The sequence below is a fragment of the Roseococcus pinisoli genome, assembly GCF_018413645.1.
Lineage (GTDB): Bacteria > Pseudomonadota > Alphaproteobacteria > Acetobacterales > Acetobacteraceae > Roseococcus > Roseococcus pinisoli.
Genome location: NZ_JAHCDA010000004.1, coordinates 1 through 23,440 on the forward strand (window position 1 = coordinate 1; position 23,440 = coordinate 23,440).

A 23,440-nucleotide genomic window follows, 5' to 3' on the forward strand; every position below is an offset into this window, starting at 1 on the left:
CAGATCAGACGGATAGCGCTTTGTCTTGCGGGCAATCTCGGCCATCCGGCGGCGCGTCTCTCGGGTCCACATCCCGAGCTTGAATCACCCCATCCACGACACGCCAACCCATTCTCAAACAGTCACTTAGAGCATCGGAGCGGCGGCCGGTCTGCCAGCCTGATCGCGAGGGGTCCCCCCCGGTCTGGGCCCTTCCTACGTAACAATGTTTCACGGGGGTTTCGCGAGCGCGGGCCATCACCCGCCAAAAATTATTCTGAGGGGCGCATAATAATTGTCCAGCCAATCTGACGTCGCCCGGCATCTGCTTCTGGACCAGAGCAGCGTGTCGAAACTGATCGCGAGCGGGATCTTGCCGCGTGCTGCTCGCGGCGCGCTGGACCTCGATGCGTGTCGCGATGCCTACATCCGCCACTTGCGCGACGCTGCGGCGGGCCGCGGGACAGCTTCTGAGGAGGACAGCGGACAGCTCACCACCGAGCGCATCCGCTACGCCAGAGCGCAGGCAGATGCGCTGCAGCTGAAGAACGACCTCGCCATGCGGCGGGTCGCGCCGGTCGACGTCATGGTCGACATGGTGACCCTGACCTTCCGATCGGTCCGCAACAAGTTCCTGGCGATCCCCTCAACTGACTCGCCCGCGATCTTCCAGTGCAAGACCGTCGGGCAGGTGTTCGCCCTGCTGACCCAGCACATTCACGAAGCAATGGAGGGGATATCCCGTGGAGGAACCGATGACGCTTTTGGAGATCCGAGCAGCAGCAAAGAAGGCGGAGGAGTGAGTCCTGATGATGCTGGTGCACCTGCAGCTCCGGGCCGACGCGGCCGACGCAACAGATGAGAATCGGGTGCACCTTGCTGACGCTGAGGGGGTAGTAGCGCGTGCGCGGTTTGCTGCCGGCCATATGCCCAAGGCGGATCGGGATGCCTGGATGGAGGCGCGCCGGCGCATGACCGAGCAGCTCGTTGCTGAAACCGCGGCGGCGGTGGCACGAGACGGTGAAGCGGGTCGCCAGCACGGCCTCGCGCGCCTCGAGCTCATGCAGGACGAGGACGACCGCTGGGTCCAGGGCTACGTGCTGGCAGCGCGGCAGACCGCCACGCGCGAGATCTCGGCCATAGTGACGGACCAGTCGATCGCCGCCTGAATGTCCGCAGTCCGCATGGATGTCCGCACCCGAAATAGAGACTCCGCGCGGCTTTCCGAGGTGCGGACAGTGCGGACAACTTTTGAGCCCCTTAGCTGGGATTAAGGCGCGGTCCCGAAACACCCGTACTTCAGCGGCCGCCAGGAAGGACCCGATGGGGGCCCGGGGGCCTAGTCACCTTCATCTCAGGCAATGATAGATTGTTTTCCAACCAAAATGGAGGAAAACGAGATGAAGACGACCCGCCGGCAAATCCTGCCACTGGTTGCAGCGACCACTTGCCTCGGCACACCCGCTATCGGCTACGCCCAGACGTATCCCGCGCGACCCGTCCGCATCATCGCGCCCTTCTCGCCTGGCGGCGCGGTGGATGCGGTGGCCCGCAAGGTCGCACAGAAGCTTACCGAGCAGATCGGCCAGCAATTCTTCGTGGAGAATAAGACCGGCGCCACCGGCACGATCGGCATGGCCGAGGTCGCGCGCGCGGCACCGGACGGGCTGACGTTGCTGGCCATCGACACGACTTATTCGATGGTCCCCCACGTCTTCCACCGCCTGCCGTGGGACCACGCGAACGGCTTCGCGCCGATCACCGACAGCGCGCGCGGCCGCACGGTGCTCGTGGTGCGCGACGGCCTGCCGATCCGCACCTTCTCCGAATTCGTGGATTATGCGCGCCGCAACCCGGAGAAGCTCACCTTCGGCAGCGCCGGTGTGGGCAGTGTGCTGCACTTCTATGCCGAGGGCCTGATGATGGAGGCCGGCATCCGCTGCTTCCACGTGCCCTATCGCGGCGCGGGCGATGCGATGATCGCCATGCTGGCCGGCCAGATCGACTTCGCTGTCGCGCCCACGGCCGCGACCATCGAGCATGTGCGCGGGGGCAAGATGCGCGCGCTGGCGGTGACGGGCGATTCGCGCTCTCCCTTTGTGCCCGAGGTGCCGACCTTCGCCGAGGTGGGGCAGCCGCAATTCTCGCCCATGTACTGGACCGGCCTCGCCGCGCCCGCCGGCACGCCCGCGGCTGTCACCACCCGCCTGCGCCAGGAGGTGCTGCGCTCCTTCGAGGCGGAGGACATGAAGGACTTCCTCGCAGCCCAGGTGGCGGAGAAGGGCGGCCTCACGCCCGAGGATCTCACTCGCCTCATCCGCACCGAGACCGACCATTGGGGCCATGTCGCGGCCCAGGCGCGCATCGAGCGCCAGTAGCGACCCGGCGGGCCCGCCTGGGCCCGCTATTCCCCTGGATTGGAGAAGGCCATGTACCACCAGACGCCGCGCGTGATCCCGACGCAGGCCCTCGACGCGATGCCCGCCACGTTGCGGCGAAACATCGTCACCGACTGGGCGCGGGGCAATAAATTCGGCCAGCCGACCGACTGCTTCCTGGAAGGCCCCTGTTTCGACGCCCAAGGCCGCCTGCATGTGACCGACATCCCGCATGGCCGGATCTTCCGCCTCGACGGGCCCGGTGAATGGGCGCTCGTAACCGAATATGACGGGGAGCCAAACGGCCTCGCGCTGCACCCCGACGGCAAGCGGATGTTCATCGCCGACTACAAGCAGGGCATCCTGGCGCTCGACCTCGCGACCGGCGCCGTCACGCCGGCTCTCGCGCGCCGTAACAGCGAACGTTTCAAGGGGCCGAACGACCTCGTTTTTGCCCGCAACGGCGACCTCTATTTCACCGACCAGGGCCAGACCGGCCTGCACGACCCGACCGGCCGCGTCTATCGCCTGCGCCCCGATGGCGGGCTCGACTGCCTGCTCGCCAATGGCCCCAGCCCGAATGGCCTCGCCCTTTCACCGGATGAGAAGGTGCTGTTCGTCGCTATGACGCGCGACAACGCCGTTTGGCGGCTGCCACTGATGCCGGACGGCACCACGACGAAGGTGGGTCGTTTTGCTTCCTTCTACGGTGTCGCGGGGCCGGACGGGATGGCGGTGGATGGCCTTGGGAACCTGCTCGTCGCCCATGCCTCGCTCGGCTGTATCTTTGTGGTCTCGCCACGTGGCGAGCAGATCGCGTGCATAGAATCCTGCCGCGGTGCAGTCACGACCAACCTTGCCTTCGGTGGACCAGAGGGAAAAACAGTCTTCGTGACCGAGTCTGAAACGGGCGCGATCCTCACAGCTGAGTGGGAAGCAGCGGGCGCGAGCATCCTCTGACCCGACGCCCGCGAAGACGTCTCGTCATAGAGGGCCAGTACTCCACTCGATGAGCGCTTCCGCGAATGACGATGCGATCGAGGCGGGCGCGCCGCCTAGGCCGCAGCCAGGTGCTGGAAGTCGAGGTCGACAGCTGGCGGGACAGCGCGGGGAAGCTCTGGGAGCCGAATTTTAAGGCGCCGCAGGACCTGCCTGCGCTCAAGCTGACCAACAAGGAATGGCTCATCGCGGAGGTGCCATATCTCCGCGGCAAGAACGGCACTCGGGCGCATCTGACGCTCATGCCGGAAGAGGCTTTTCAGCCGGAGCCGGTTATCCTAGCGCCGTTCGATTGGCAGGTGCAGGAGGCGCTGGAGAGATCCCGCCCCAGTCCTCGATATGGGCATGGCGACGGCGAAGGTCCTGGCAGGTGAAAAGGGCCGATCACAGTGGTCGTCCACCCGGACTATTGCCGGCGGAGAATCCAATGCGCCGGGTGACCTCGACCGTCACCGCGCCAGGGCCGCAGCCGACTACGGTTCTGGGGACTACACGAAAGGAAAGATCAGCCGACACGGCCGTTACCCCGGTGTTACCCGAGAGCTTGGCGGACCCGAATGGATTCGAACCATCGACCTCTGCCTTCGGAGGGCAGCGCTCTATCCAGCTGAGCTACGGGTCCAGAGGGCTTCTCACTAGCGCATGCTCAGGCGTCGGGAAAGGGCCTCCTCGCCTCCTAATTTCTCGAAGAGCGCCAACTAGGCCCAAACGTCCCTCTGCAGAGGCACCCGGCACCCTTGCCCCGTCGCAGCCGCCCGTCCAGGCTCCTCAAAACCATCAGGGAGCCAGCATGACGAACGACGCGCCACGGCCCGTGGACGGGCTGGTCACCCCGCGCTTTGCCGCGCCGGCCAGCTTCATGCGCCTTCCCATCCGCGAATCGGCGGAGGGGATCGACATCGCCATTCTCGGCATTCCTTTCGACGGGGCGGTGACGAACCGGCCTGGCACGCGCCACGGCCCCCGCGCCTTGCGTGACGCCTCGACGCTCATGCGGCGCGTACACCCCGTCACGATGGTCGAGCCCTTCAAGCTCTGCCGGGTGGCCGATCTCGGCGATGCCGAGACCAATCCGGTGGACGTCATGCAGACGCTGGCCTGGGTGGAGGACCGCGTCGCCGCCATCCGTGCCTCGGGCGCCTGGGTATTGGGGGCGGGCGGCGACCACCTCATGTCCCTCCCCCTCCTGCGCGGGCTGAAGCGCGCGGCGCCCGAGATGCCGCCGCTGGGCCTCGTGCATTTCGACGCGCATTCCGACACCGCCGACACCTATTTCGGCGGCAGCCGCTACACTCATGGCACGCCCTTCCGCCGCGCTATCGAGGAAGGCCTGCTCGATCCGAAGCGCATCGTGCAGATCGGCATCCGGGGCACGCTCTACGAAACCGACGATATGGCCTGGGCCGAGGGCGTCGGCATCCGCATCCTCCGCATCGAGGAATGCGAGGAGCTGGGGCCCTCCGGCGTGATCGCCGAGGCGCGCCGGGTGATCGGCGATGAGCCTGCCTATCTGACCTTCGACATCGACAGCCTCGACCCCGCCTTCGCCCCCGGTACCGGCACGCCCGAGGTCGGCGGCTTCACGCCCCGGGAGGCGATGCGGATCCTGCGAGGCCTTCGGGGCCTGAACCTGGTGGGCGGCGACCTGGTGGAGGTCTCCCCACCCTTCGATCCCGGGGGCAACACGGCCATGGTCGGCGCCACGATGATGTTCGAGATTCTCTGCCTGCTGGCTGAAGCCCGCGCGGCATTTTCCGCGACCTGAAGCCAACAGAATAAACCCCATAAATTCGAGGCTTCACCACGAATAATGAGGTCACCAGAGTGCAGAATTCGGGAGCCGCGGAAAAAATTCTTGATTTCGGCGGCAGCTTCCTCTATCTAGCGCTCATCAAACTTTTGGCATGGGCCAGGGTTATACGACGCAATGACAGCGTCCCCGGCCGGCCCTTTTCATGAAAAGATTGATTCCGCCGGCCTATTCCGGTCCGCGGACCGAACACACCCATCAGGGATATTGGCGGTACGCGCCCCGCGCGACTGCCGGAAATTTGGAATGAATCACACGCATACCCATTCGAGCACCTTCACTGCCAAGGCGCCCCAGCCCAAGCCCGAGACGATGCAGCCGATTGGCCTGACGCAGTCCGAGCTTCGGGACATCGTCGTCGCCATCCTCGGCTGAAGCCTCGCCTCCACTCGCCTTCCACCACCACCCACGGAATCAGGAAACCAACCCATATCCATGCAGAGCACCCAGCGCGACCGCCATCAGGATCGTGCCAAGGCGTCGGAAGCGGCGCGCAAATCCGCCCAGGCGCGATTCGCCGAATTGATGGCCCGGAAAGACGATCCGGTCGTTCAGGAACGCATGCAGGAGCGCATCGCCGTGGCGGAAGCCCGGCGGGAGCGCATCGCCAAGCGTGAGGCCGAGATGCGCGCCCTGGCGGAGGCCCAGGCCGCCGAAGCGGCGCGCATCGCCGCAGCCCAGGCCGCCGAGGCCGAGGCTGCCCGCGAGGCGGCGGAGGCCGCCGAGCGCGAGCGGATCGCCACCGCCATGGCCGGCAAGGCCAGCGCCATCGCGCTCATGAAGGACCAGAAGGCGGCTCGCGACGCGCGCTACGCCGCGCGTCAGGCCCGCCAGCGCAAGCGCTGAGTTCATGGGCGCCCGGCGGGGGCGCCCAAACGTGACGAGGTTCCCGGCTGGGCCAGGGCGGTAAACGCCCTGCCGCGCCGGGATCTCGTGGCGATCCTATTGAAATCCCGCGCGTGACCCGCGAGATTGGCGCCTTGCAAAGCCGTACCCGACGCCCCCAGTATTTCTACACGACCACGCCACTCCCCTGCCCCTATCTGGCCGGCAGGACGGAGCGGAAGATCGTGACCGAGCTCACGGGCGCGGATTCCGAGGCGCTGCACGACAAGCTTTCGCGCGCCGGCTTCCGCCGCAGCCACAACATCGCCTATTCGCCGGTCTGCCCCGGCTGCCGCGCCTGCATCCCCATCCGCGTCCGCACCGCCGACTTCGTGCCCAACCGCACGCAGCGAAAGGTGCTCGCGCGCAACGCGGATCTCGAGATCCGTCCCACCGCCGCCCGCGCGACGGCGGAGCAGTTCGCGCTCTTCCAGCACTACCAGCAGAGCCGCCATTCCGGCGGCGACATGGCCGCGATGGGCTTCTACGACTATCGCGCCATGGTCGAGGACACGCCCATCACCACCGGCATCGTGGAATTCCGCGAGCCCGGCGGGAAGCTGGTGGGCGGCTGCCTCACGGACTGGCTCTCGGACGGGCTTTCCGCCGTCTACAGCTTCTTCTCGCCCGAGGAAGATCGCCGCAGCCTGGGCGCCTTCGCGGTGATGTGGCTGATCGCCGAGGCCCGGCGCAGCGGCCTGCCCTATGTCTATCTGGGCTATTGGGTCCCGGAGAGCCGGAAGATGTCCTACAAGGCCGCCTACCGGCCGGCCGAGGTGCTGGTCCGCGGCAGTTGGCGCCCGCTCGGCGAGGAAATCCCCGCGACCGGCGAGGCCGTCCTCGCCGGCTGACGGCCGAACGGGGCCTGGGCCTAGCGGCGCCCTGCGGGCCGGCGGATCAGATCGTAGGTCAGCTGGCAGTCGTTCCGGCCGGGATGCGAGCCCGTGAAGCGCCGGGCGTTGTTCGGCCCCTCGTAGATCTGCCCCGTCCCCGCGCCGAAGAGGCCCAGCCGCGGCAGGCGCACCCCGCCGGTGCCGTCGATGGTCGCCTCAATCGGCGCGTCGCCCACAAAGCCGGGGATCGTCATGGTCGATCCATGGACCTCGGCGGTCAGCAGCTGCGAGCCTGAGCGGCCGCTGCGCCGGCACTCCTGCACGCGATGGCCGGAATAAAAGCCGTCATGGGGGCCGCTCCGCTGCGCCTCAGCAGGCAGGGCGGCGAGAAGAAGCAGAGAGGAAGCCAAAAGCAGGCGCATCGATCAGTTTCCAAACCGGTTGCTGCGAGGGAAACCATTGGGCGGCAGCTTCCCCGCGCCGGCGCGGTTGCCGCGCCAGGTCGTCAGGTCCAGCTCGGTGCGGGTCCGCTCTCCAAGTGCCCAGCTCAGCCCGTCGGCGGCGGCGAAGACCTTCGCATCCGCCAGGCCGCCATCCTTGTAGGATTGCAGCTGCACGCCGCGGCCGCGCGTCATGATCGGCAGCTGCTCCAGCGGGAAGACCAGCAGCTTGCGGTTCTCGCCGAGCACGGCGACGGAATCGCCCTCCCCCGGAACGCAGAGCGTGGCGCGGCCCAGGCCTTCCAGCGTCATGATCTGCTTGCCGGTGCGCTTCTCCGCCAGCAGCTCCTCGCCCTCGACCAGGAAGCCCTTGCCGTCGGTCGCCGCCACCAGGAATTTCTGGCCCGCCACGGGCAGGAACATCGCCAGCACGCTGTCCTCGTTCGGCAAATCCACGATCAGGCGCAGCGGCTGCCCATCGCCGCGGCCGCGCGGCAGGGTGTCGCAGCGCAGCGTATAGGCCTTGCCGTTGCTGGCAAAGATCACGAGCCGGTCCGTGCTCTGCGCGTGCAGGCGAAAGGCGAGCTCGTCGCCCTCCTTGAAGCGCAGCTCCGTCTCCTCGGCGAGATGCCCCTTCATCGCGCGGATCCAGCCCTTCTCCGACAGGATCACGGTCAGCGGCTCGCGCTCGATGAAGGCACTCTCATCCACGACCACGGCGGGCGCGCCGGAGCCGATGGCCGTGCGGCGATCGCCCAGGGGCCCCGAGCCGAACTTCTTCCGGGCCTCCTCGACCTCCTTGCCGATGGCGGCCCACTGCTTCGTCTTGCTGCCGAGCAGCGCCTGGAGCTGCTTCTGCTCCTTGCTGAGCTTGTCGTGCTCCTTGCGGATTTCCATTTCCTCGAGCTTGCGCAGGGCGCGCAGGCGCATGTTGAGGATGGCCTCCGCCTGCACCTCGCTCAGCTCGAAGCGCGCCATCAGCTTGGGCTTCGGCTCATCCTCGGTGCGGATGATGCGGATCACCTCGTCGAGGTTGAGATAGGCGATGAGGTAGCCGCCCAGGATCTCCAGCCGCCGCGCGATGGCCGCGAGGCGATGGTTGGTGCGGCGGATCAGCACGACGTGGCGATGATCGAGCCAGGCCCTCAGCGCCTCGCGCAGGCCCATGACGCGGGGCGTGCGGCTCGCATCCAGCACGTTCATGTTGAGGCTGAAGCGGCTCTCGAGCTGCGTCGCGCGGAACAGCGTCTCCATCAGCACCGCGGGCTCGACCGTGCGGTTGCGCGGCTCCAGCACGAGGCGGACCACGTCCGTGCTCTCGTCGCGCACATCGGCCAGCAGAGGGAGCTTCTTCTCCTCCAGCAGCAGGGCGACCTGCTCGATCAGCCGCGACTTCTGGACCTGGTAGGGGATCTCCGTGACCACGATGGTCCAGGCGCCGGCCTTGCCCTTCTCCACTTCCCACTTCGCGCGATGGCGGAAGCCGCCGCGGCCGGTCTCATAGGCCTCGGCGATGGCGGCCGCGCTCTCGACCAGCACGCCGCCTGTCGGGAAGTCAGGGCCGGGGACGTGCTTCAGCAGGTCCGCCGTCGTGGCCTCGGGATTGGCGATGAGCTCCAGCGCGGCGGCACAGAGCTCGCCGGCATTGTGCGGCGGGATGCTCGTCGCCATGCCCACGGCGATGCCGGTCGCGCCATTGGCCAGCAGGTTCGGGAAGGCCGCCGGCAGGACCACCGGCTCCTTGTCCTCGCCGTCATAGGTGGCGCGAAAGTCGACCGAATCCTCGTCGATGCCGGTCAGCAGCGCCTGGGCGACCTCGGTCAGCCGCGCCTCGGTGTAGCGCATGGCCGCGGCGTTATCGCCGTCGATATTGCCGAAGTTCCCCTGCCCTTCGACCAGCGTGTAGCGCGCGGCGAATTCCTGCGCCTGACGGACCAGCGCCTCGTAGATCGAGCTGTCGCCATGCGGGTGGTACTTGCCCATCACGTCGCCGACGATGCGGGCGCATTTCTTGAAGCCGGAAGCCGGGTCGAGCTTCAGCTGGTGCATCGCCCAGAGGAGGCGGCGATGCACGGGCTTCAGCCCGTCCCGCACATCGGGCAGCGAGCGCGCCATGATGGTGGACATGGCATAGGCGAGGTAGCGCTCGCTCAGCGCCTCGCCGAGGTGGGTCTCACGGATCTGGCCCGGATCTTTCAGCACGAGGTCGTCAGGCATTCTCACTCGATCCAGTCAAATTGGTCACACGGTCCTGCAACATCACCCGCGCCTGGGGCAAGGGGCGGTGCTGCAGACCGAAGGCATCCCGGGCAAGGAAAAAGCCCGTAAGGCGAAGTCCTGCAAGCCATTCCTGAAGATCTGACGGCTTTGTATCGTCGCGGAGAAAAGCCGGCAGGCGCAGCAGGCGGTCCGCATAGGGCGCGCCGGCCGCCGCGCTGACCGCGCGGCCGGATCGGGGGGAGACCCAGACGAGGTCTTCCGTGCTCCCGGTGGCGGCGCAGCTGGCCAGGTCGAGGCCGTAGCCCAGCTCCGCCAGCAACGCGGCCTCCCATTGGACCAGCAGCGGCAGGGCATCCTCCGGGCCGCGGGCCAGGGCGGAGATGACGCGCACCAGGCCATGGAAACAGGCCGGATGCGCCTCGCGCTCCGGCAGCGCGCCCTCGGCCACGGCACAGGCGGCGGTGAGGAGGGCGAGCGCCAGCGGGTCGTCCATCGCGCGGGCGGCCGCGGCATGCACCATCTCGCCGGAGACGGCGCCGAGCTGGTCCGCCAGCCGGCCGACCCAGCGCGCCTCGATCAGGTTCCCGGGCTGCCAGAGCGCGGCCTGGCCGCGGGAGGCACCGCCCTTGGCGAGGCCAGCATGCCGGCCATGGGCCTCGGTCAGCAGGGTGACCACGGCGCCGCCCTCGCCATAGGGCCGTGCGGCCAGGACGATGGCGGGCGCCGCCCATTCCACGCTCATCGCCGGCGCCGCCAGGCCATGAGGCTCATTCCCAGCGCGACGATCGCGGCGAGCGCGATCACCGGCGCGCTCAGCAAGGCGATGCCGAAGCCGCTGGTCCAGGGGCAGCGCCCCAGCAGGTTGCAGCTCTCCGGCGTCAGCGCCATGGCAAGGCCTGCCACGGCGCAAAGGCCCGCCGTTACGGCCCAGGCGATCAACCAGCCTGGGCGTCGGCTCACCCCTCGTCCTCGAGGCCGAGCGCCCGGATGCGCCCACGTTCCTCGTCCCAGCCCGGCCGTTCCTTCACGTTCAGGAACAGGTGGATGGGCCGTTCCAGCAGCGCCGTCAGCTCCATCCGCGCCCTGCGGCCGATCTCCTTGATGCGCGTGCCGCCCTCGCCGATCAGGATGGCCTTCTGCGTCGCGCGGGCGATGTAGATGGTGCAATCCACCCGGGCGCTGCCGTCGGGCCGCTCCGCCCAGCTCTCGGTCTCGACGGAGGCGTAGTGCGGCACCTCCTCATGGGTCTGGCGCAGGATCTGCTCGCGCACCACCTCGGCCGCCAGCATGCGGTTGGGCAGGTCGGACAGCTCGTCCTCGGGGAACATCCAGGGGCCGGGCTGCATGGCCTCGGCCAGCTTCTCGCGCAGGCGGTCGAGGCCCTTGTTCTTCTCGGCCGAGATCATGAAGGTCTCGGCGAAGGGCAGCATCTCGTGCAGCGTCGCTGCGAGCGGCAGCAGGATCTCGCGCGGGATGAGGTCGACCTTGTTCAGCGCCAGCCAGACGGTGCGCTTCTGCTCCGCCAGCCGCTCGATGATGGCGCGCACGGCCTCGGTGAGGCCCGTCTTCGCGTCGATCACCAGCAGCGCGAAGTCGGCGTCCTTGGCCCCGCCCCAGGCGGCCGAAACCATGGCGCGGTCCAGCCGGCGGCGCGGCGCGAAGATGCCCGGCGTGTCCACCAGGATGATCTGCGCCTCTTTCTCGATCAGCACCGCGCGCACGCGGAAGCGCGTGGTCTGCGGCTTGGGCGAGACGATGGTCACCTTGGTCCCCGCCATGGCGTTGACCAGCGTGGATTTCCCGGCATTGGGCGCGCCCAGGATGGCGACGAAGCCGCAGCGCTGCTTCTCGGGAGGGGTGGTGGCGGTCGGGCTGGCGTCGCTCATGCCGGCAGCCCCCCGAGCCAGGCTTCCGCCGCGGCCTGCTCCGCCGCCCGCTTGCTTTCGCCCATGCCTTCGGCCGAGCGCCCGGCCGCATGGACCGTCACGACGAAGACGGGCGCGTGCGAAGGCCCCGTCACGGAGACGTGCTGATAATCGGGCAATCCGAGGCCACGCCCCAAGGTCCACTCCTGCAATCTGTTCTTGGCACTGACGGGCGGCTTGGCGTCGACCTCGATCGCCGCCGCCCATTCGCGTCGTACCACATTCCGGGCCGCATCGAGCCCGCCATCCAGGTAGAGCGCGCCGAGGATCGCCTCGAGCGCGTCGGCCAGCACCGTCGCCCGGGCGCGCAGGCCGGTGCGCCCCTCGGAAGGCGGCACGCGCAGCGCCTCGGCGAGCCCCATCTTCTCGGCGATGGGCGCGATCACCTCCTGCGAGCAGAGCGTCGCCAGGCGCTTGCCCAGGTCGCCCTCGCGCTCCTGCGGGAAGCGCTCGGCCAGCCATTCGGCCATGCAGAGGCCGAGCACGCGGTCGCCCAGGAATTCGAGCCGCTCGTTGGAATCCAGCATGCCCCGGCGCGGATCGGCGGCGGAGCGGTGGGTCAGCGCCTGCTCCAGCAGCGACGCCTTGCCGAAGCGGTGGCCGAGGCGCTCCTCGAGAGCGCCCTTCATGCGGCCACCATCATCGGACGGCGCTGAACAGGCGCGAGTAGCGGATGGCGAAGGGCCAGGCCCAGACCTCCCACCAGCGCGCGCTGCCGTCGACGGAGAAGAAGATGAACTCGGCGCGGCCGACCAGGTTCTCGATCGGCACGTAGCCGACGGCGCTGGGGACGCGGCTGTCCAGGCTGTTGTCGCGGTTGTCGCCCATGGCGAAGAAATGGCCGTCCGGCACGCGGAACTCCGGCGTATTGTCGAGCGGCCCGTCGTTGGACTGCTCGATGATCAGGTGCGAGCGCCCGCCCGGCAGGAATTCGCGCAGCAGCTGCACCGTCATGCGCGGCCCGTCGCCCTCGGCCACGAAGGGACCGAGATTCTCCAGGCGGACCGGCTGGCCGTTGACGTGCAGGATGCCGCGGCGGACCTGGATGATGTCGCCCGGCAGGCCGATGATGCGCTTGATGTAGTCCTGGCTGGTGTCGCGCGGCAGCTTGAATACCGCCACGTCCCCGCGCTGCGGCATGGCGCCGAAGATGCGCCCCTGGAACAGGTTCGGGCTGAAGGGCATCGAGTGCCGCGAATAGCCGTAGGAGTATTTGGAGACGAAGAGATAGTCGCCGACCAGCAGCGTCGGGATCATGGAGCCGGACGGGATGTTGAACGGCTCGAAGGCCACGGTGCGGATGCCGATGGCGATCAGCGCGGCATAGACGACCGTCTTGACGCTTTCGAGCCAGCCGCCGGTCTTCTTCTTGGCCGTCAAGGTGGTGGATTTCGCCATGGGGAGGAGCACCGCGCGTTTGAGGCCCGGGATTGAGCCCAGGGCCTGTCAGGTGTCAAGGAACGGCAACGGGGGGCACGAGCGCCACCGCCGAAATGATCACGATGGCGCTGGCATAGGGATACTCGTCCGTCATGGTCAGCGAGATCTCGGCCCGGTGCCCCGGTGGCGTCATGGCGGCGAGGCGGGCGGCAGCCCCCCCGGTGAGCCGCAGCGTGGGCTGGCCGGAGGGCAGGTTCACCACGCCCAGATCCTGCATGAAGACCCCGGCCCGGAAACCGGTGCCCAGCGCCTTGCTCGCCGCCTCCTTGGCGGCGAAGCGCTTGGCGTAGGTCCCGGCGCGGATCTTCTCCGTCCGGCGCTCCGCCTTGGCGCGCTCGATGGGCGTGAAGACGCGCTGGAGGAAGCGGTCCCCATGGCGGGCCATCACCGATTCGATGCGACGGATGTCGCAGACGTCATTGCCGATGCCGAGAATCATGACTGCTTTATCATCCGGCCTTCAGCTCCTGGAGCGATCGACGCGGATGACGCCCTCGCACGCGCGGAGCGTGCCCATGAGCTCGGCGAGATGCCGCGTGTCGCGGACCTCGACGTCGATGTTGAGGTCGCATTCGTCGTCCTCGCGCCGGCCGAGGCGGAGGTTCGTCAGCACGGCCTTCTGCTTGCTGATGGCGTTCGCGACGCTGGAGAGGAGCCCCTGGCTGTTCATGGCCGTGACCGAGAGGCGCACCACATGCGTGGCCGGGCCCAGGGCACCCTCCTCCCAGTCCACGTCCAGGAACCGCTCGGGCGTGGCCGCGAAGTTCTCCAGCATGTGGCAGTCCTGGGTATGGATGGTGACACCCTTGCCGGTGGTGACGATGCCCACGATGCGATCGCCCGGAATGGGGTGGCAGCACTGCGCGAAGTGAAGCTGCATGCCAGCCACGACGCCGGTGATGGGCACCGCCGGCACCGTGGTCTGCTTCTGCGAGCCGGCGCGGCCGAGCCGCCCCCGGCCGGCCACCAGCGCCATGGGCTCCACCGCCCGCTGCGGCGCGCGCAGCTCGGGGAAGGCCGCATGCACCACGTCGCGCGCGGAGAGGCTGCCGGTGGCGACGGCGTGGTACATCTCCTCGACGCCGGACTGGCGCAGCGCCTTCACGGCGGGCTCCAGCAGCTTCTCGGTGAATTCCAGGCCGTTCTGCCGGAACATCTTCACGATGAGGGTGCGGCCCTCGTCGCGCTGCTTCTCCTTTTCCTCGGCCTGGGCGAAGCGCCGGATGCGCGCCTGCGCCTTGCCGGACTTCACGAACTTCATCCAGGCCGGGTTGGGCTTGCCGCCCTTGGCCGTGATGATCTCGACCTGGTCGCCGTTGGAGAGCTTGTCGTGCAGCCGCACGATGCGGCCGTTCACCTTCGCGCCGACGCAGGTATCACCCACCTGGCTGTGGACGTGATAGGCGAAGTCCACCGGCGTCGCGTCGCGCGGCAGCTCGATCAGGTCGCCCTTGGGGCTGAAGCAGAAGACCAGTTCGCGATGGAGCTCGAGCTTTGTGCTCTCCATCGCCTGGTTGGCCTCGGGCTCGTTCTCCAGGATATCGATGAGGGCGCGGACCCAGGGGAAGCTGCGCGCGGGCGCGGCCTCGCCGCCCTGCTTGTAGATCCAGTGCGCGGCCAGGCCGTATTCGGCGATCTGGTGCATCTCCCGCGTGCGGATCTGCACCTCGATCTTCGCCTCCTCGCGGCGGCCCGGCAGCAGGACGCCCGTGTGCAGCGACTGGTAGCCGTTGGTCTTGGGCGTCGAGATATAGTCCTTGAAGCGGCCGGCGATCACCTTGAAGGCATCGTGGATGGCGCCCAGCGCGAGGTAGCACTGCGACCGCTCGGGCACGATGATGCGGAAGGCCATCACGTCCGAGAGGCCCTCGAAGGCGACGTTCTTCGCCTGCATCTTGCGCCAGATCGAATAGGGCGACTTCTCGCGGCCCAGCACTTCCTCGACCGGGACGCCGTGCATCTCCAGCGTCTCGCGCAGCTCCAGCTCGATCTCGGGGATGATGTCGGCGGAGCGGCCGCGCAGATAGGTCAGGCGCTGCGCGATCGTGGCCCAGGCCTCGGGGTGGAGCTCCCGGAAGGCGAGCGCCTCCAGCTCGGTCTTCAGCCCCTCCATGCCGATGCGCTCGGCCAGCGGCGCGTAGATCTCCAGCGTCTCGCGCGCCGTGCGCAGCCGGCTGGCCGGCTTCGACACGAAGGCGATGGTGCGCATGTTGTGCAGCCGGTCCGCCAGCTTCACCAGCAGGACGCGCAGGTCCTCGCTGAGGGCCAGCAGCAGCTTGCGGAGGTTCTCGGCCTGCTTGGTGCGCTCGCTCTGCACCTCGATGCGGGAGAGCTTGGTGACGCCGTCGACCAGGCGCGCGATCTCGGCGCCGAAACGCTGCTCGATCTCGGGCAGCTTGTACTCGGTGTCCTCCACCACGTCGTGGAGGAGCGCGGTGGCGATGGTGGCGGTGTCGAGCCGGTAGCTCGCCAGGATCTCGGCGACGGCGACCGGATGGATGATGTAGGGCTCGCCGTTCTGCCGCTTCTGGCTCGCATGCGCCTCGGCGGCGAAGCGACCGGCGCGCAGGATCAGGTCGGCGTTGAGCCGCGGATCCGCGCTGGTGACGCGATGGCAGAATTCGAGAACGACATCGAGCCCTGGGGGCGGGGCGGCGCTCGTGCTCAGACCCTCAGGCGCGCGCGCGACCGCCGGTTCGTCCGGTTCGGTGCGCGGTATCAATCGGCGGCCCTCAGTCGGACTGGCCGCCCAGCTCCGCGGCCAGCTGGGCCTCGAGGTCGTCGGGCGAGAATTCCTCGGCGCCCATTTCGGCCGGGAGTTCCTCGTTGACGTCCATGACGCCGAAGATGTTCTCGTTGGTGTCGATGAGGTCCAGGACCTCGTCCTCGACGGGCTCCGGCTCCGGCGCGCGGCTCAGGGACTTGATGAGGTCCTGCTCCAGAGCCGGCAGCTCGACGGTCTGGTCCGCGATCTCGCGCAGCGCCACGACGGGATTCTTGTCGTTGTCGCGGTCCAGCGTCAGCGTCTCACCCCGGCTGATGTTGCGCGCGCGCTGGGCGGCCAGCAGGACGAGCTCGAACCGGTTGGGAACCTGGAGGATGCAGTCTTCGACGGTGACGCGCGCCATAGGGTTACCTCGGGCAATGGGGGGCGGGCGCAGACGTGCTGCGCCGCGGCGAACCGTTCAGATAAGCGTTGCGGCACGACTCCGCAAGCCGCTCATGGGTCCAGCGGGCGGAGATCCTGCGGCGGGAGGGCCTCGATCAGCGCCTGGATCCCCTCCCCCGTGACCGGATGATGCCATCCGGGCGCGACCTCGGCCAGGGGGAGCAGGACGAAGGCCCGCGCCGTCATGCGCGGATGGGGCAGGATGGGCGAAGGCCCTTCCCGGACCAGCCCCTCGCAATCCAGCAGGTCGAGGTCCAGCGTCCGCGGCGCATTGGGATAGGGACGCGCGCGGTGATGCGCGGCCTCGATGGCGTGCAGCGCGGCCAGGAGTTCGGCCGGGTCGGCCTCGCCGGCGAGGCGCGCCACGCCGTTCACGAACCAGGGCGCGCCGGGCACGGGCGGGATGGGCGCGCTTTCCCACCAGCGGGACAGCGCCTCGAGCTGCAGGCCGGGCAGCGCGCCGAGCGCGGCGGCGGCAGCGCGGCAGGTCTCGCGGGGAGCCGAGCCGTCAGGCCCGGGCAGGTTCGCGCCGATCCCGACCAGGATCATGGCTGCCGTCCCGCGGCGGCATGGCGGGTCGCGGCGCAAGGTTCCTGGCGACGGGACAAGGCGGCGGGTTCGGTCATGCCACCGGGATAGGGCAGAACGAGCCGGCCGGGAACGGACCCGCGCCCTTCCTCAGGCGGCGGGCGCGGCCAGGGCGGCCTCCACGGCGCGGAGCACCTCGGGCGCCTCGGGGTCCGTGCGGGTCGAGAAGCCCTGGATATGCCGGCCGTCCCGGCTGACCAGGTACTTGTGGAAATTCCAGCTGACCGGCCCGGCCTCGCGCGCGGCCCAGGCGAAGAAGGGATGCGCCTCCGCCCCTCGGACGTGGTTCAGCCCCGTCATCGGGAAAGCGATGCCGAACATCCCGTCGCAGAATTCGCGGATCCGTGCAGCGTCCGTGCTCTCCTGGTTGAAGTCGTTGGAGGGCACGCCGATGACCGTCAGGCCGCGCGCCTGGAAGCGGTCGTGCAGGCGCTGGAGCGCCGCGTATTGCGGCGTGAAGCCGCAGAAGCTCGCGGTATTCGCCACCAGCAGCACCCGGCCGCGATATTGCGCGAGGGGGAGAGGTCCGCCCTCCAGTGCCTCAAAGCCGAAGCCGAAGGCGTCGGGCTGCTGCGCCAGGGCCGGCCCGCTCACGGCGAGGCCCGCCAGCAATGTGCGTCGGTCAAGCATAGCGCTCCTCCAGCCAGGGGTCGGCATTGTTGTGATAGCCGCGGACTTCCCAGAAGCCTGGCTGGTCCTCGGCGCGAAGCTCGATCCGGGTGACCCATTTCGCGCTCTTCCAGAAATAGTAGCGCGGAATGACGATGCGAGCGGGGCCGCCATGCACCCGTTCCAGCGGCACGTTGTTCCAGGAATGCGCGACGAGCACCTCCTCGGCCGCGAAGACCTCCAGCGGCACGTTGGTCGTGTAGCCGTCATAGGAGTGGAAGACGACGAAGCGCGCCTCGGGCTTCGGGCGAGCCAGCATCAGCAGGTCGCGCGCCGAGACGCCGTGCCAGATATTGTCGTAGCGCGACCAGGCGGTGACGCAGTGGATGTCGTTCTTCCACTCGTGCTGCGGCAGGGCGTTGAAGGCCTCCCAGTCGAGGGCCTGACGCTCCTCCACCAAGCCTTCGATGCGCAGGCGCCACCGGTCAAGCTTCACCTCGGGCTGGACGCCGAGGTCGAGCACCGGGAAATCCGTCACCAGGCGCTGGCCGGGCGGCAGGCGATCGGCCTGGGGGGTGCTGGTCTCGCCGGTGAGGAGCCGGCCCTCGCGGGCCCATTTCTCCTTGCTGGCGATGAGCTTCTCCCGGACCGAGCCGGAAAGGGTCACGCCGTCGGTGGGTTCTTTCATGTTCCGCACGTCCTTGGCCTGACGGGATAGGTGCCCTTTCGGGCCGCGGATGCAAGGGCATCACGCCAGACGGCGCACTCGGTCCCTGGCAATTCCTTATATGCTTATCCCACGGCGATTGCCGAACCGGCTTCTTCTGGGGGTAAATCCCCGCAACGAATCACCTTGTGGTGACGACGGAGGAAACGATGCGCCTTTTCATGGCCGGGCTTGCGACCGAGACCAACACCTTCTCGCCTCTCCCCACCGGCCGGGCGGCCTTCTTCGGGAACCGCTTCTACCGCCAGGATGCGAGCCGCCAACCGGCCGGCTGGGGCAACCTCGCCATGCGCGAATGGCGTTCCATGGCCGAGGCCGAGGGGATCGAGGTCACCGAAAGCCTGAGCGCCACCGCCCAGCCCGCCGGGCTGACGGTCCGCGCCGTCTATGAGGAGCTGCGCGGCCTCATCCTCGAGGATCTGCGTGCCGCGCCAAGGCCGGACATCGTGCTGCTCAGCCTGCACGGCGCCATGGTCGCCGACGGCTATGAGGATTGCGAGGGCGACCTCGCCACGCATATCCGCGCCATCGTCGGCCCCGAGGCGGTCATCGGCATCGAGCTCGACCTGCATTGCCACCTGACGGAGGGGCTGCATGAGGCGACCGACCTCATCGTGCTCTACAAGGAATACCCGCATACCGACATCGCCGACCGCGCGCGCGATCTCTTCGCCCTGGCGCTGCGCGCCGCGCGCCGCGAGATCCGGCCGGTGATGGTCTTCCGCGACCTGCGCATGAGCTCCTCCTGGCGGACGCCGGTGGAGCCGGTCCGGAGCCTGGTGGACGAGATGACCGCGGCCGAGGGGCGCGACGGCCTTCTTTCCGTCTCCTTCGGCCATGGCTTCGCCTGGGCGGATATCGCCGATGTGGGCGCGAAGATGATCGCCATCGCGGATGGCGATGCGGCGGTCGCCGAAGCGGCGGCGGAGCGCTTCGCCCGGCGCATCTGGGACCTGCGGCATGAGACCTCGCCCAGAAGGCTGACGGTGGACGAGGCGCTGGACGCCATCCTGGCCGCGCCGGCGGGCAAGCCGGTCATCGTCGCGGATTCCACCGACAATGCAGGCGGCGGCGCGCCCTCGGACGCGACGCATTTCCTGCGCCGCTGCGTGGACCGCAACCTGCGCGACATCGCGCTTGGCGCCTTCTGGGACCCCGTCGCCGTCTCGATCTGCCAGGAGGCCGGGGTCGGCGCCAAGCTGCCGCTGCGGGTCGGCGGGAAGGTCAGCCGCAATGGCGGCCTGCCGGTGGACCTCGATGTCACCATCCGGGCCCTCGCCCCGAACCACGAGCAAACCGGCCTTTCGGGGGCGCGCGGCGCGATGGGCGCCTCCGCCTGGGTCGAAGCAGGGGGGCTGCATCTGCTGCTCAACAGCAATCGCCAGCAGATCTTCCACCCCGACGCCTTCGAGGGGATCGGCTGCCGGCTGGGCGAAATGCGCGGCGTGGTGGTCAAGTCCTCGCAGCATTTCTACGCGGGCTTCGCGCCCATCGCCGGCGAGGTGCTCTACGCTTCGACGTCGGGCACGATGTCCGCTGACCTCGCCGCCCTGCCCTATACCCGGCGGCGCCACCCCTATTGGCCGCGCGTCGAGGATCCCTTCGCCAGCTGAGGCGAGCCCCGGCCGCGCCACACGCCGATATAATTCAATAAGGAAACGTCATGTCCCTTCATCGTCGAAGCCTCCTGCACGCCTCGGGGGCGGCGCTGGCCGCCGCCCTGCCCGCCTCGCCTTCCCTGGCCCAGGGCGGCAGCGTCCTGCGCTTCGTCCCGCACGCCAATCTCACCGTGCTCGATCCCGTCTGGACCACGGCCTACATCACCCGAAACCACGGCTACATGGTCTTCGACACGCTGTATTCACTCGGCCAGGACCTCACCCCCAAGCCGCAGATGGCGGCCGGGCATGTCATCTCCGACGACCAGCGCCTCTGGACCATCAGCCTGCGCGACGGCCTGCGCTTCCATGACGGTGAGAAGGTCCTGGCGCGCGACTGCGTGGCCTCGATCCGCCGCTGGGCCTCGCGTGACACCTTCGGCCAGAGCCTCGCGGCCGTCATCGACGAGATGACGGCGCTGGACGACACGCGCATCGCCATCCGACTGAAGCGGCCCTTCCCGCTGCTGACGGACGCCCTGGCGCGGGTCAACGGCGCCTTCATCATGCCCGAGCGCCTGGCCCAGGTGGACGCCTTCACCCAGCTGCGCGAGGTCGTCGGCTCCGGCCCCTACCGCTTCCTGCCGGAGGCCTGGAATCCAGGGGCCGGCACCGCCTATGCCCGCTTCGAGGGCTATGTCCCGCGCGACGAGGCGCCGGACATGCTGGCGGGCGGCAAGCGCGCCCATTTCGACCGGGTCGAATGGCGCGTCATGCCTGATCCGGCGACCTCGGCGGCGGCGCTGCAATCGGGCGAGGTCGATTGGGTGGAGGCTCCCTCGGCCGATCTGCTGCCGCTGCTGCGGCGCCAGCGTCAGGTCGTGGTCGAGCAGATCGAGCTCTTCGGCGTGATCACGCTGATGCGCCCCAACCATCTTCAGGCGCCGTTCAACAACCCGGCCTTCCGCCGCGCCCTCTGGCCCGCGATCGATCAGTCCGACGCCATGCAGGTGGTCGCCGGCAATGACCGTGACCGCTGGCGCGACGGCGTGGGCTTCTTCACGCCCGACACTTCCATGGCTTCCTCGGCCGGCATGGAGGCCCTCACCTCCCCGCGCAGCCTCGACGCGGCCAAGCGGGCCATCGAGGCGAGCGGCTATAAGGGGGAGCGCCTCGTCTTCCTCGCGCCGACCGACAATGTGGCGCTGGATGCCGTCAGCCATGTGGTGGGCGACGTGCTGCGCCGGCTCGGCCTCAACACCGACTATGCCGCGACCGATTGGGGCACCGTCGTCCAGCGCCGCGCCAATCGCGGCCCCGTCGAGCAGGGCGGCTGGAGCGCGCTCTGCACCAATATCGCCGCCGTCGACTGCGCGACGCCAACGACCCACGGCTATCTTCGCGGGCTCGGCGCCAATGGCGCCTTCGGCTGGCCGGAACTGCCCCAGATGGAGGCGGCACGCAGTTCCTGGCTGGACGCGTCGGACATGGCCACACGCCGCACCATCGCTGAGGACATGCAGCGCCAGGCCTTCCGCGACGTGCCCTTCTACCCGCTGGGCCAGTACTGGCAGCCGGCGGCCTACCGGCGCGGCCTCAGCGGCTTCGTCCGCGGCCCCCTGCCGGTCTTCTGGAATCTGAAGAAGGCCTGAGCCTGAGTCTGAGCCGGCGGGAGGCCCATCCGGGCTTTCCGCCGATGCAACCCCCGGCCGGGCACAAGGTTACCCTTTCGTCATCCAACAGAGAGGGGATCTCGCATGGCCATTCGCTCCCGCCCGCCCAAGGACATCCTGACCGGCGCCGAGCTCGATGCCGTCCAGCAGAGCCAGCACCCCGGCCTGAAGACGCTCGGCCATGCCGACCTCGTCTCGCTGGCGCGGCGCCTGCGCGACCATCGCACTAAGGCGCGCGACATCGCGCGGTCGCGGCGGCGCGTCCAGCGGGGCAAGGCGGAGCCGCGCGGCGCGGGCGCCACGCCGGATGAAAGCGGCGTGCTGGTTAAGAAGCAGATCTTCGCCGCCGCGCTGCGGCGTGTGAACGCCCGCCTCGAACACCTCACCTCCGAGACGAAGTCGGAAGCGAGGCGCGAGCGGACGACGGAGCTGCTGCGCAGCGCCCTGGCCGCCAAGGAAGCGAGCGAGCCGCATCATCCCGGCCCGGGAAGGACCGCGCGCAAGGGCATGCGCTCCGTGGAGAACGAGGTGCCGGACCTCCCGCTCGATCCGCGCCAGATCGGCAGCGTCTCCCAGCAGGTCAAGAACGCGCAGGCGAAGCGGGACTCATGACCCCGCCTTAGCCTCGATCCGCGGCCATGGGCCTATCGCCCAGGGCCGCGGCCTGGCGGATCACTCCCCGCCCTTGTTCCGCATCACGCGCGCCTTGTCGCGCTGCCAGTCGCGCTTGGCGACGTCGGCGCGCTTGTCGTGCATCTTCTTGCCCACCGCCATGCCGATCACGACCTTGGCCCGCCCCTTCTCGTTGAAGAGGATCTCCATCGGCACGAGGGTGACGCCCTCGCGCGTCACCGCGCCCGTGAGGCTGCGGATCTCCTTCTTGTGGAGCAACAGCTTCTTCGGCCGCACCGGGTCGAACTTCGCCATGAAGCTGCCGGCCTGGTACTCGGGGATGTGGCAGCCGAAGAGCCACATCTCGCCGTCGCGCTCGCCCGCCCAGGCCTCGGCGATGGAGGCACGGCCCAGGCGCAGGCTCTTCACCTCCGGCCCATGCAGCACCAGCCCGGCCTCGAAGGTCTGGCCGATCTTGTAGTCGTAGCGCGCGCGGCGGTTCTGGGCCGCTGTGCCTATGCTGATGATCGATTTCTTGCGGGGCGCTACGGCCATGGGATTTTCTCTCTCGTCGCCCGGACCGGCCTTGGCCGGGGGCCGGTCCTGGGGCGCCGTCTCAGTTCAGAAGGCCGGCACCGCGCATCGCCGCCTGGACCCGCTGGCGGGTGCTCTCGGCGATGGGCGCCATCGGCAGGCGGCAGAAATCCGTGCCGTGGCCGAGCAGGCTGGCCGCGAATTTCACGGGGCCGGGCGAGGTCTCGCAGAACAGCGCGTCATGCACGGGCACGAGGCGATCCTGGATCGCCATCGCGTCCTGGACGCGGCCCTCGCGCCAGGCCTTGTGCATGTCGGCGCAGAGGCGCGGGGCGATGTTGCTGGTCACCGAGATGCAGCCATGGCCGCCGGAGGCCATCAGCGCCAGCGCCGTATGATCCTCGCCCGAGAGCTGGATGAAGTCAGCGCCGCAGGTCATGCGCTGGTGCAGCGGGCGCGCCAGGTTCGCCGTCGCATCCTTCACGCCGATGATGTTCTTGTGCTTGGCCAGACGCCCCATGGTCTCGGGCGTCATGTCCACCACGCTGCGGGGCGGGATGTTGTAGATGATCAGCGGCAGGTCCACCTCGTCGGCGATCGCCTTGAAGTGGAGGTACATCCCCTCCTGCGTGGGCTTGTTGTAGTAGGGCGTGACGACCAGCGTCGCATCCGCGCCGGCCTTCTTGGCATGGCGCGCGAGGTCGATCGCCTCGGAGGTGCTGTTGCTGCCGGCGCCGGCCACGACGGGCACGCGCCCGCGCGCCGTCTCGACGCAGATCTCCACCACGCGCTTGTGCTCGTCATGGCTGAGCGTAGGGGATTCGCCGGTCGTGCCGACGGGCACGAGGCCCTCGGTGCCCTCGGCGATCTGCCATTCCACGAAATCGGCGAAGGCCTTCTCGTCCAGTTTGCCGTCGGCGTGCATGGGCGTGATAAGGGCGGTCAGCGATCCCTGCAGGCGAAGGGTGGACATGGCGACTTCCTCGTTTGCTTTGCGCATTGAGCACGGAAGCGGCCACAA

Annotated in this window: 27 protein-coding genes and 1 tRNA gene; 12 read left to right on the forward strand and 16 right to left on the reverse strand. The window is 68.7% G+C overall.

What is annotated here, in order from left to right:
* Positions 1-274 precede the first annotated feature (274 nt).
* From KHU32_RS18175 to KHU32_RS18195, 5 genes are all read left to right on the forward strand, one after another.
* Positions 275-841 (forward strand): hypothetical protein, encoded by a 567-nt coding sequence (locus KHU32_RS18175; RefSeq protein ID WP_213671594.1) that lies wholly within the window; start codon positions 275-277, stop codon positions 839-841.
* A 64-nt stretch (positions 842-905) separates the two neighbouring features.
* The gene (locus tag KHU32_RS18180; protein WP_213671595.1) at positions 906-1,148 is read left to right on the forward strand and encodes a hypothetical protein; all 243 of its coding nucleotides are present in this window, start codon (positions 906-908) and stop codon (positions 1,146-1,148) included.
* Between the two features lie 231 nt (positions 1,149-1,379).
* Positions 1,380-2,357 (forward strand): Bug family tripartite tricarboxylate transporter substrate binding protein, encoded by a 978-nt coding sequence (locus tag KHU32_RS18185; RefSeq protein ID WP_213671596.1) that lies wholly within the window; start codon positions 1,380-1,382, stop codon positions 2,355-2,357.
* 51 nt (positions 2,358-2,408) lie between these two features.
* A complete protein-coding gene (locus KHU32_RS18190) occupies positions 2,409-3,317 on the forward strand; it encodes an SMP-30/gluconolactonase/LRE family protein (protein WP_213671597.1) in 909 nt (302 codons plus the stop codon).
* 71 nt (positions 3,318-3,388) lie between these two features.
* Complete coding sequence (locus KHU32_RS18195) at positions 3,389-3,730, forward strand: phage baseplate assembly protein (RefSeq protein WP_408887860.1); 342 nt, start codon at positions 3,389-3,391, stop codon at positions 3,728-3,730.
* A gap of 171 nt (positions 3,731-3,901) precedes the next feature.
* On the opposite strand, the gene KHU32_RS18200 is transcribed toward KHU32_RS18195, so the two are convergent.
* Positions 3,902-3,978: transfer RNA gene (locus tag KHU32_RS18200), tRNA-Arg, on the reverse strand.
* Between the two features lie 168 nt (positions 3,979-4,146).
* Here KHU32_RS18200 and speB point away from each other — a divergent pair.
* The 4 genes from speB to KHU32_RS18215 all read left to right on the forward strand — a co-directional run bounded on the left by speB (position 4,147) and on the right by KHU32_RS18215 (position 6,902).
* Entirely contained in the window at positions 4,147-5,121 is a 975-nt protein-coding gene (gene speB, locus KHU32_RS18205; RefSeq protein ID WP_213671599.1) for an agmatinase, read from the forward strand.
* A 291-nt stretch (positions 5,122-5,412) separates the two neighbouring features.
* Positions 5,413-5,541 carry a hypothetical protein gene (locus tag KHU32_RS23355; protein WP_283771092.1) on the forward strand — a complete coding sequence of 43 codons (129 nt, stop codon included), beginning with the start codon at positions 5,413-5,415 and terminating at the stop codon, positions 5,539-5,541.
* 60 nt (positions 5,542-5,601) lie between these two features.
* The gene (locus KHU32_RS18210) at positions 5,602-6,012 is read left to right on the forward strand and encodes a DUF6481 family protein (protein WP_249681382.1); all 411 of its coding nucleotides are present in this window, start codon (positions 5,602-5,604) and stop codon (positions 6,010-6,012) included.
* A gap of 125 nt (positions 6,013-6,137) precedes the next feature.
* Positions 6,138-6,902, forward strand: coding sequence for an arginyltransferase (locus tag KHU32_RS18215; protein ID WP_408887861.1), 765 nt, complete (start codon positions 6,138-6,140; stop codon positions 6,900-6,902).
* Between the two features lie 20 nt (positions 6,903-6,922).
* On the opposite strand, the gene KHU32_RS18220 is transcribed toward KHU32_RS18215, so the two are convergent.
* From KHU32_RS18220 to KHU32_RS18280, 13 genes are all read right to left on the reverse strand, one after another.
* The gene (locus KHU32_RS18220; protein WP_213671601.1) at positions 6,923-7,306 is read right to left on the reverse strand and encodes a hypothetical protein; all 384 of its coding nucleotides are present in this window, start codon (positions 7,304-7,306) and stop codon (positions 6,923-6,925) included.
* A 3-nt stretch (positions 7,307-7,309) separates the two neighbouring features.
* Positions 7,310-9,541 carry a DNA topoisomerase IV subunit A gene (gene parC, locus KHU32_RS18225; RefSeq protein ID WP_213671602.1) on the reverse strand — a complete coding sequence of 744 codons (2,232 nt, stop codon included), beginning with the start codon at positions 9,539-9,541 and terminating at the stop codon, positions 7,310-7,312.
* Positions 9,534-10,280 (reverse strand): DNA repair protein RecO, encoded by a 747-nt coding sequence (gene recO / locus KHU32_RS18230; protein WP_213672075.1) that lies wholly within the window; start codon positions 10,278-10,280, stop codon positions 9,534-9,536. The genes parC and recO overlap by 8 nt, the downstream gene beginning before the upstream one ends.
* Positions 10,281-10,282: 2 nt before the next feature.
* Positions 10,283-10,504 (reverse strand): hypothetical protein, encoded by a 222-nt coding sequence (locus KHU32_RS18235; protein WP_213671603.1) that lies wholly within the window; start codon positions 10,502-10,504, stop codon positions 10,283-10,285.
* Positions 10,501-11,430 (reverse strand): GTPase Era, encoded by a 930-nt coding sequence (era, locus tag KHU32_RS18240; RefSeq protein ID WP_213671604.1) that lies wholly within the window; start codon positions 11,428-11,430, stop codon positions 10,501-10,503. Before era ends, KHU32_RS18235 begins: the two co-directional genes overlap by 4 nt.
* A complete protein-coding gene (rnc, locus tag KHU32_RS18245; RefSeq protein WP_213671605.1) occupies positions 11,427-12,098 on the reverse strand; it encodes a ribonuclease III in 672 nt (223 codons plus the stop codon). Before rnc ends, era begins: the two co-directional genes overlap by 4 nt.
* Positions 12,099-12,108: 10 nt before the next feature.
* Entirely contained in the window at positions 12,109-12,867 is a 759-nt protein-coding gene (gene lepB, locus KHU32_RS18250) for a signal peptidase I (protein ID WP_213671606.1), read from the reverse strand.
* Between the two features lie 55 nt (positions 12,868-12,922).
* On the reverse strand, positions 12,923-13,348 hold the full coding sequence (gene acpS / locus KHU32_RS18255; RefSeq protein ID WP_213671607.1) for a holo-ACP synthase: 426 nt from the start codon (positions 13,346-13,348) through the stop codon (positions 12,923-12,925).
* A gap of 21 nt (positions 13,349-13,369) precedes the next feature.
* Positions 13,370-15,631, reverse strand: coding sequence for a RelA/SpoT family protein (locus KHU32_RS18260; RefSeq protein WP_249681385.1), 2,262 nt, complete (start codon positions 15,629-15,631; stop codon positions 13,370-13,372).
* Between the two features lie 10 nt (positions 15,632-15,641).
* Entirely contained in the window at positions 15,642-16,037 is a 396-nt protein-coding gene (rpoZ, locus tag KHU32_RS18265) for a DNA-directed RNA polymerase subunit omega (RefSeq protein WP_213671608.1), read from the reverse strand.
* Between the two features lie 92 nt (positions 16,038-16,129).
* The gene (gene folK / locus KHU32_RS18270) at positions 16,130-16,627 is read right to left on the reverse strand and encodes a 2-amino-4-hydroxy-6-hydroxymethyldihydropteridine diphosphokinase (protein ID WP_213671609.1); all 498 of its coding nucleotides are present in this window, start codon (positions 16,625-16,627) and stop codon (positions 16,130-16,132) included.
* Between the two features lie 129 nt (positions 16,628-16,756).
* The gene (locus KHU32_RS18275; RefSeq protein WP_249681387.1) at positions 16,757-17,296 is read right to left on the reverse strand and encodes a glutathione peroxidase; all 540 of its coding nucleotides are present in this window, start codon (positions 17,294-17,296) and stop codon (positions 16,757-16,759) included.
* Positions 17,289-17,963 carry a sulfite oxidase-like oxidoreductase gene (locus tag KHU32_RS18280; protein ID WP_213671611.1) on the reverse strand — a complete coding sequence of 225 codons (675 nt, stop codon included), beginning with the start codon at positions 17,961-17,963 and terminating at the stop codon, positions 17,289-17,291. Before KHU32_RS18280 ends, KHU32_RS18275 begins: the two co-directional genes overlap by 8 nt.
* 188 nt (positions 17,964-18,151) lie before the next feature.
* Between KHU32_RS18280 and KHU32_RS18285 the strand changes: the two genes are divergently transcribed.
* The 3 genes from KHU32_RS18285 (at position 18,152) to KHU32_RS18295 (ending at position 21,885) form a co-directional block, all read left to right on the forward strand.
* Entirely contained in the window at positions 18,152-19,615 is a 1,464-nt protein-coding gene (locus KHU32_RS18285; protein WP_213671612.1) for a M81 family metallopeptidase, read from the forward strand.
* Positions 19,616-19,665: 50 nt separating this feature from the next.
* Entirely contained in the window at positions 19,666-21,252 is a 1,587-nt protein-coding gene (locus KHU32_RS18290) for an ABC transporter substrate-binding protein (RefSeq protein ID WP_213671613.1), read from the forward strand.
* Between the two features lie 105 nt (positions 21,253-21,357).
* A complete protein-coding gene (locus KHU32_RS18295; RefSeq protein ID WP_213671614.1) occupies positions 21,358-21,885 on the forward strand; it encodes a hypothetical protein in 528 nt (175 codons plus the stop codon).
* 60 nt (positions 21,886-21,945) lie between these two features.
* On the opposite strand, the gene smpB is transcribed toward KHU32_RS18295, so the two are convergent.
* Both smpB and dapA read right to left on the reverse strand, forming a co-directional pair.
* A complete protein-coding gene (gene smpB, locus KHU32_RS18300) occupies positions 21,946-22,440 on the reverse strand; it encodes an SsrA-binding protein SmpB (protein WP_213671615.1) in 495 nt (164 codons plus the stop codon).
* A 61-nt stretch (positions 22,441-22,501) separates the two neighbouring features.
* Positions 22,502-23,392 carry a 4-hydroxy-tetrahydrodipicolinate synthase gene (gene dapA, locus KHU32_RS18305; RefSeq protein WP_213671616.1) on the reverse strand — a complete coding sequence of 297 codons (891 nt, stop codon included), beginning with the start codon at positions 23,390-23,392 and terminating at the stop codon, positions 22,502-22,504.
* Positions 23,393-23,440: the final 48 nt, after the last annotated feature.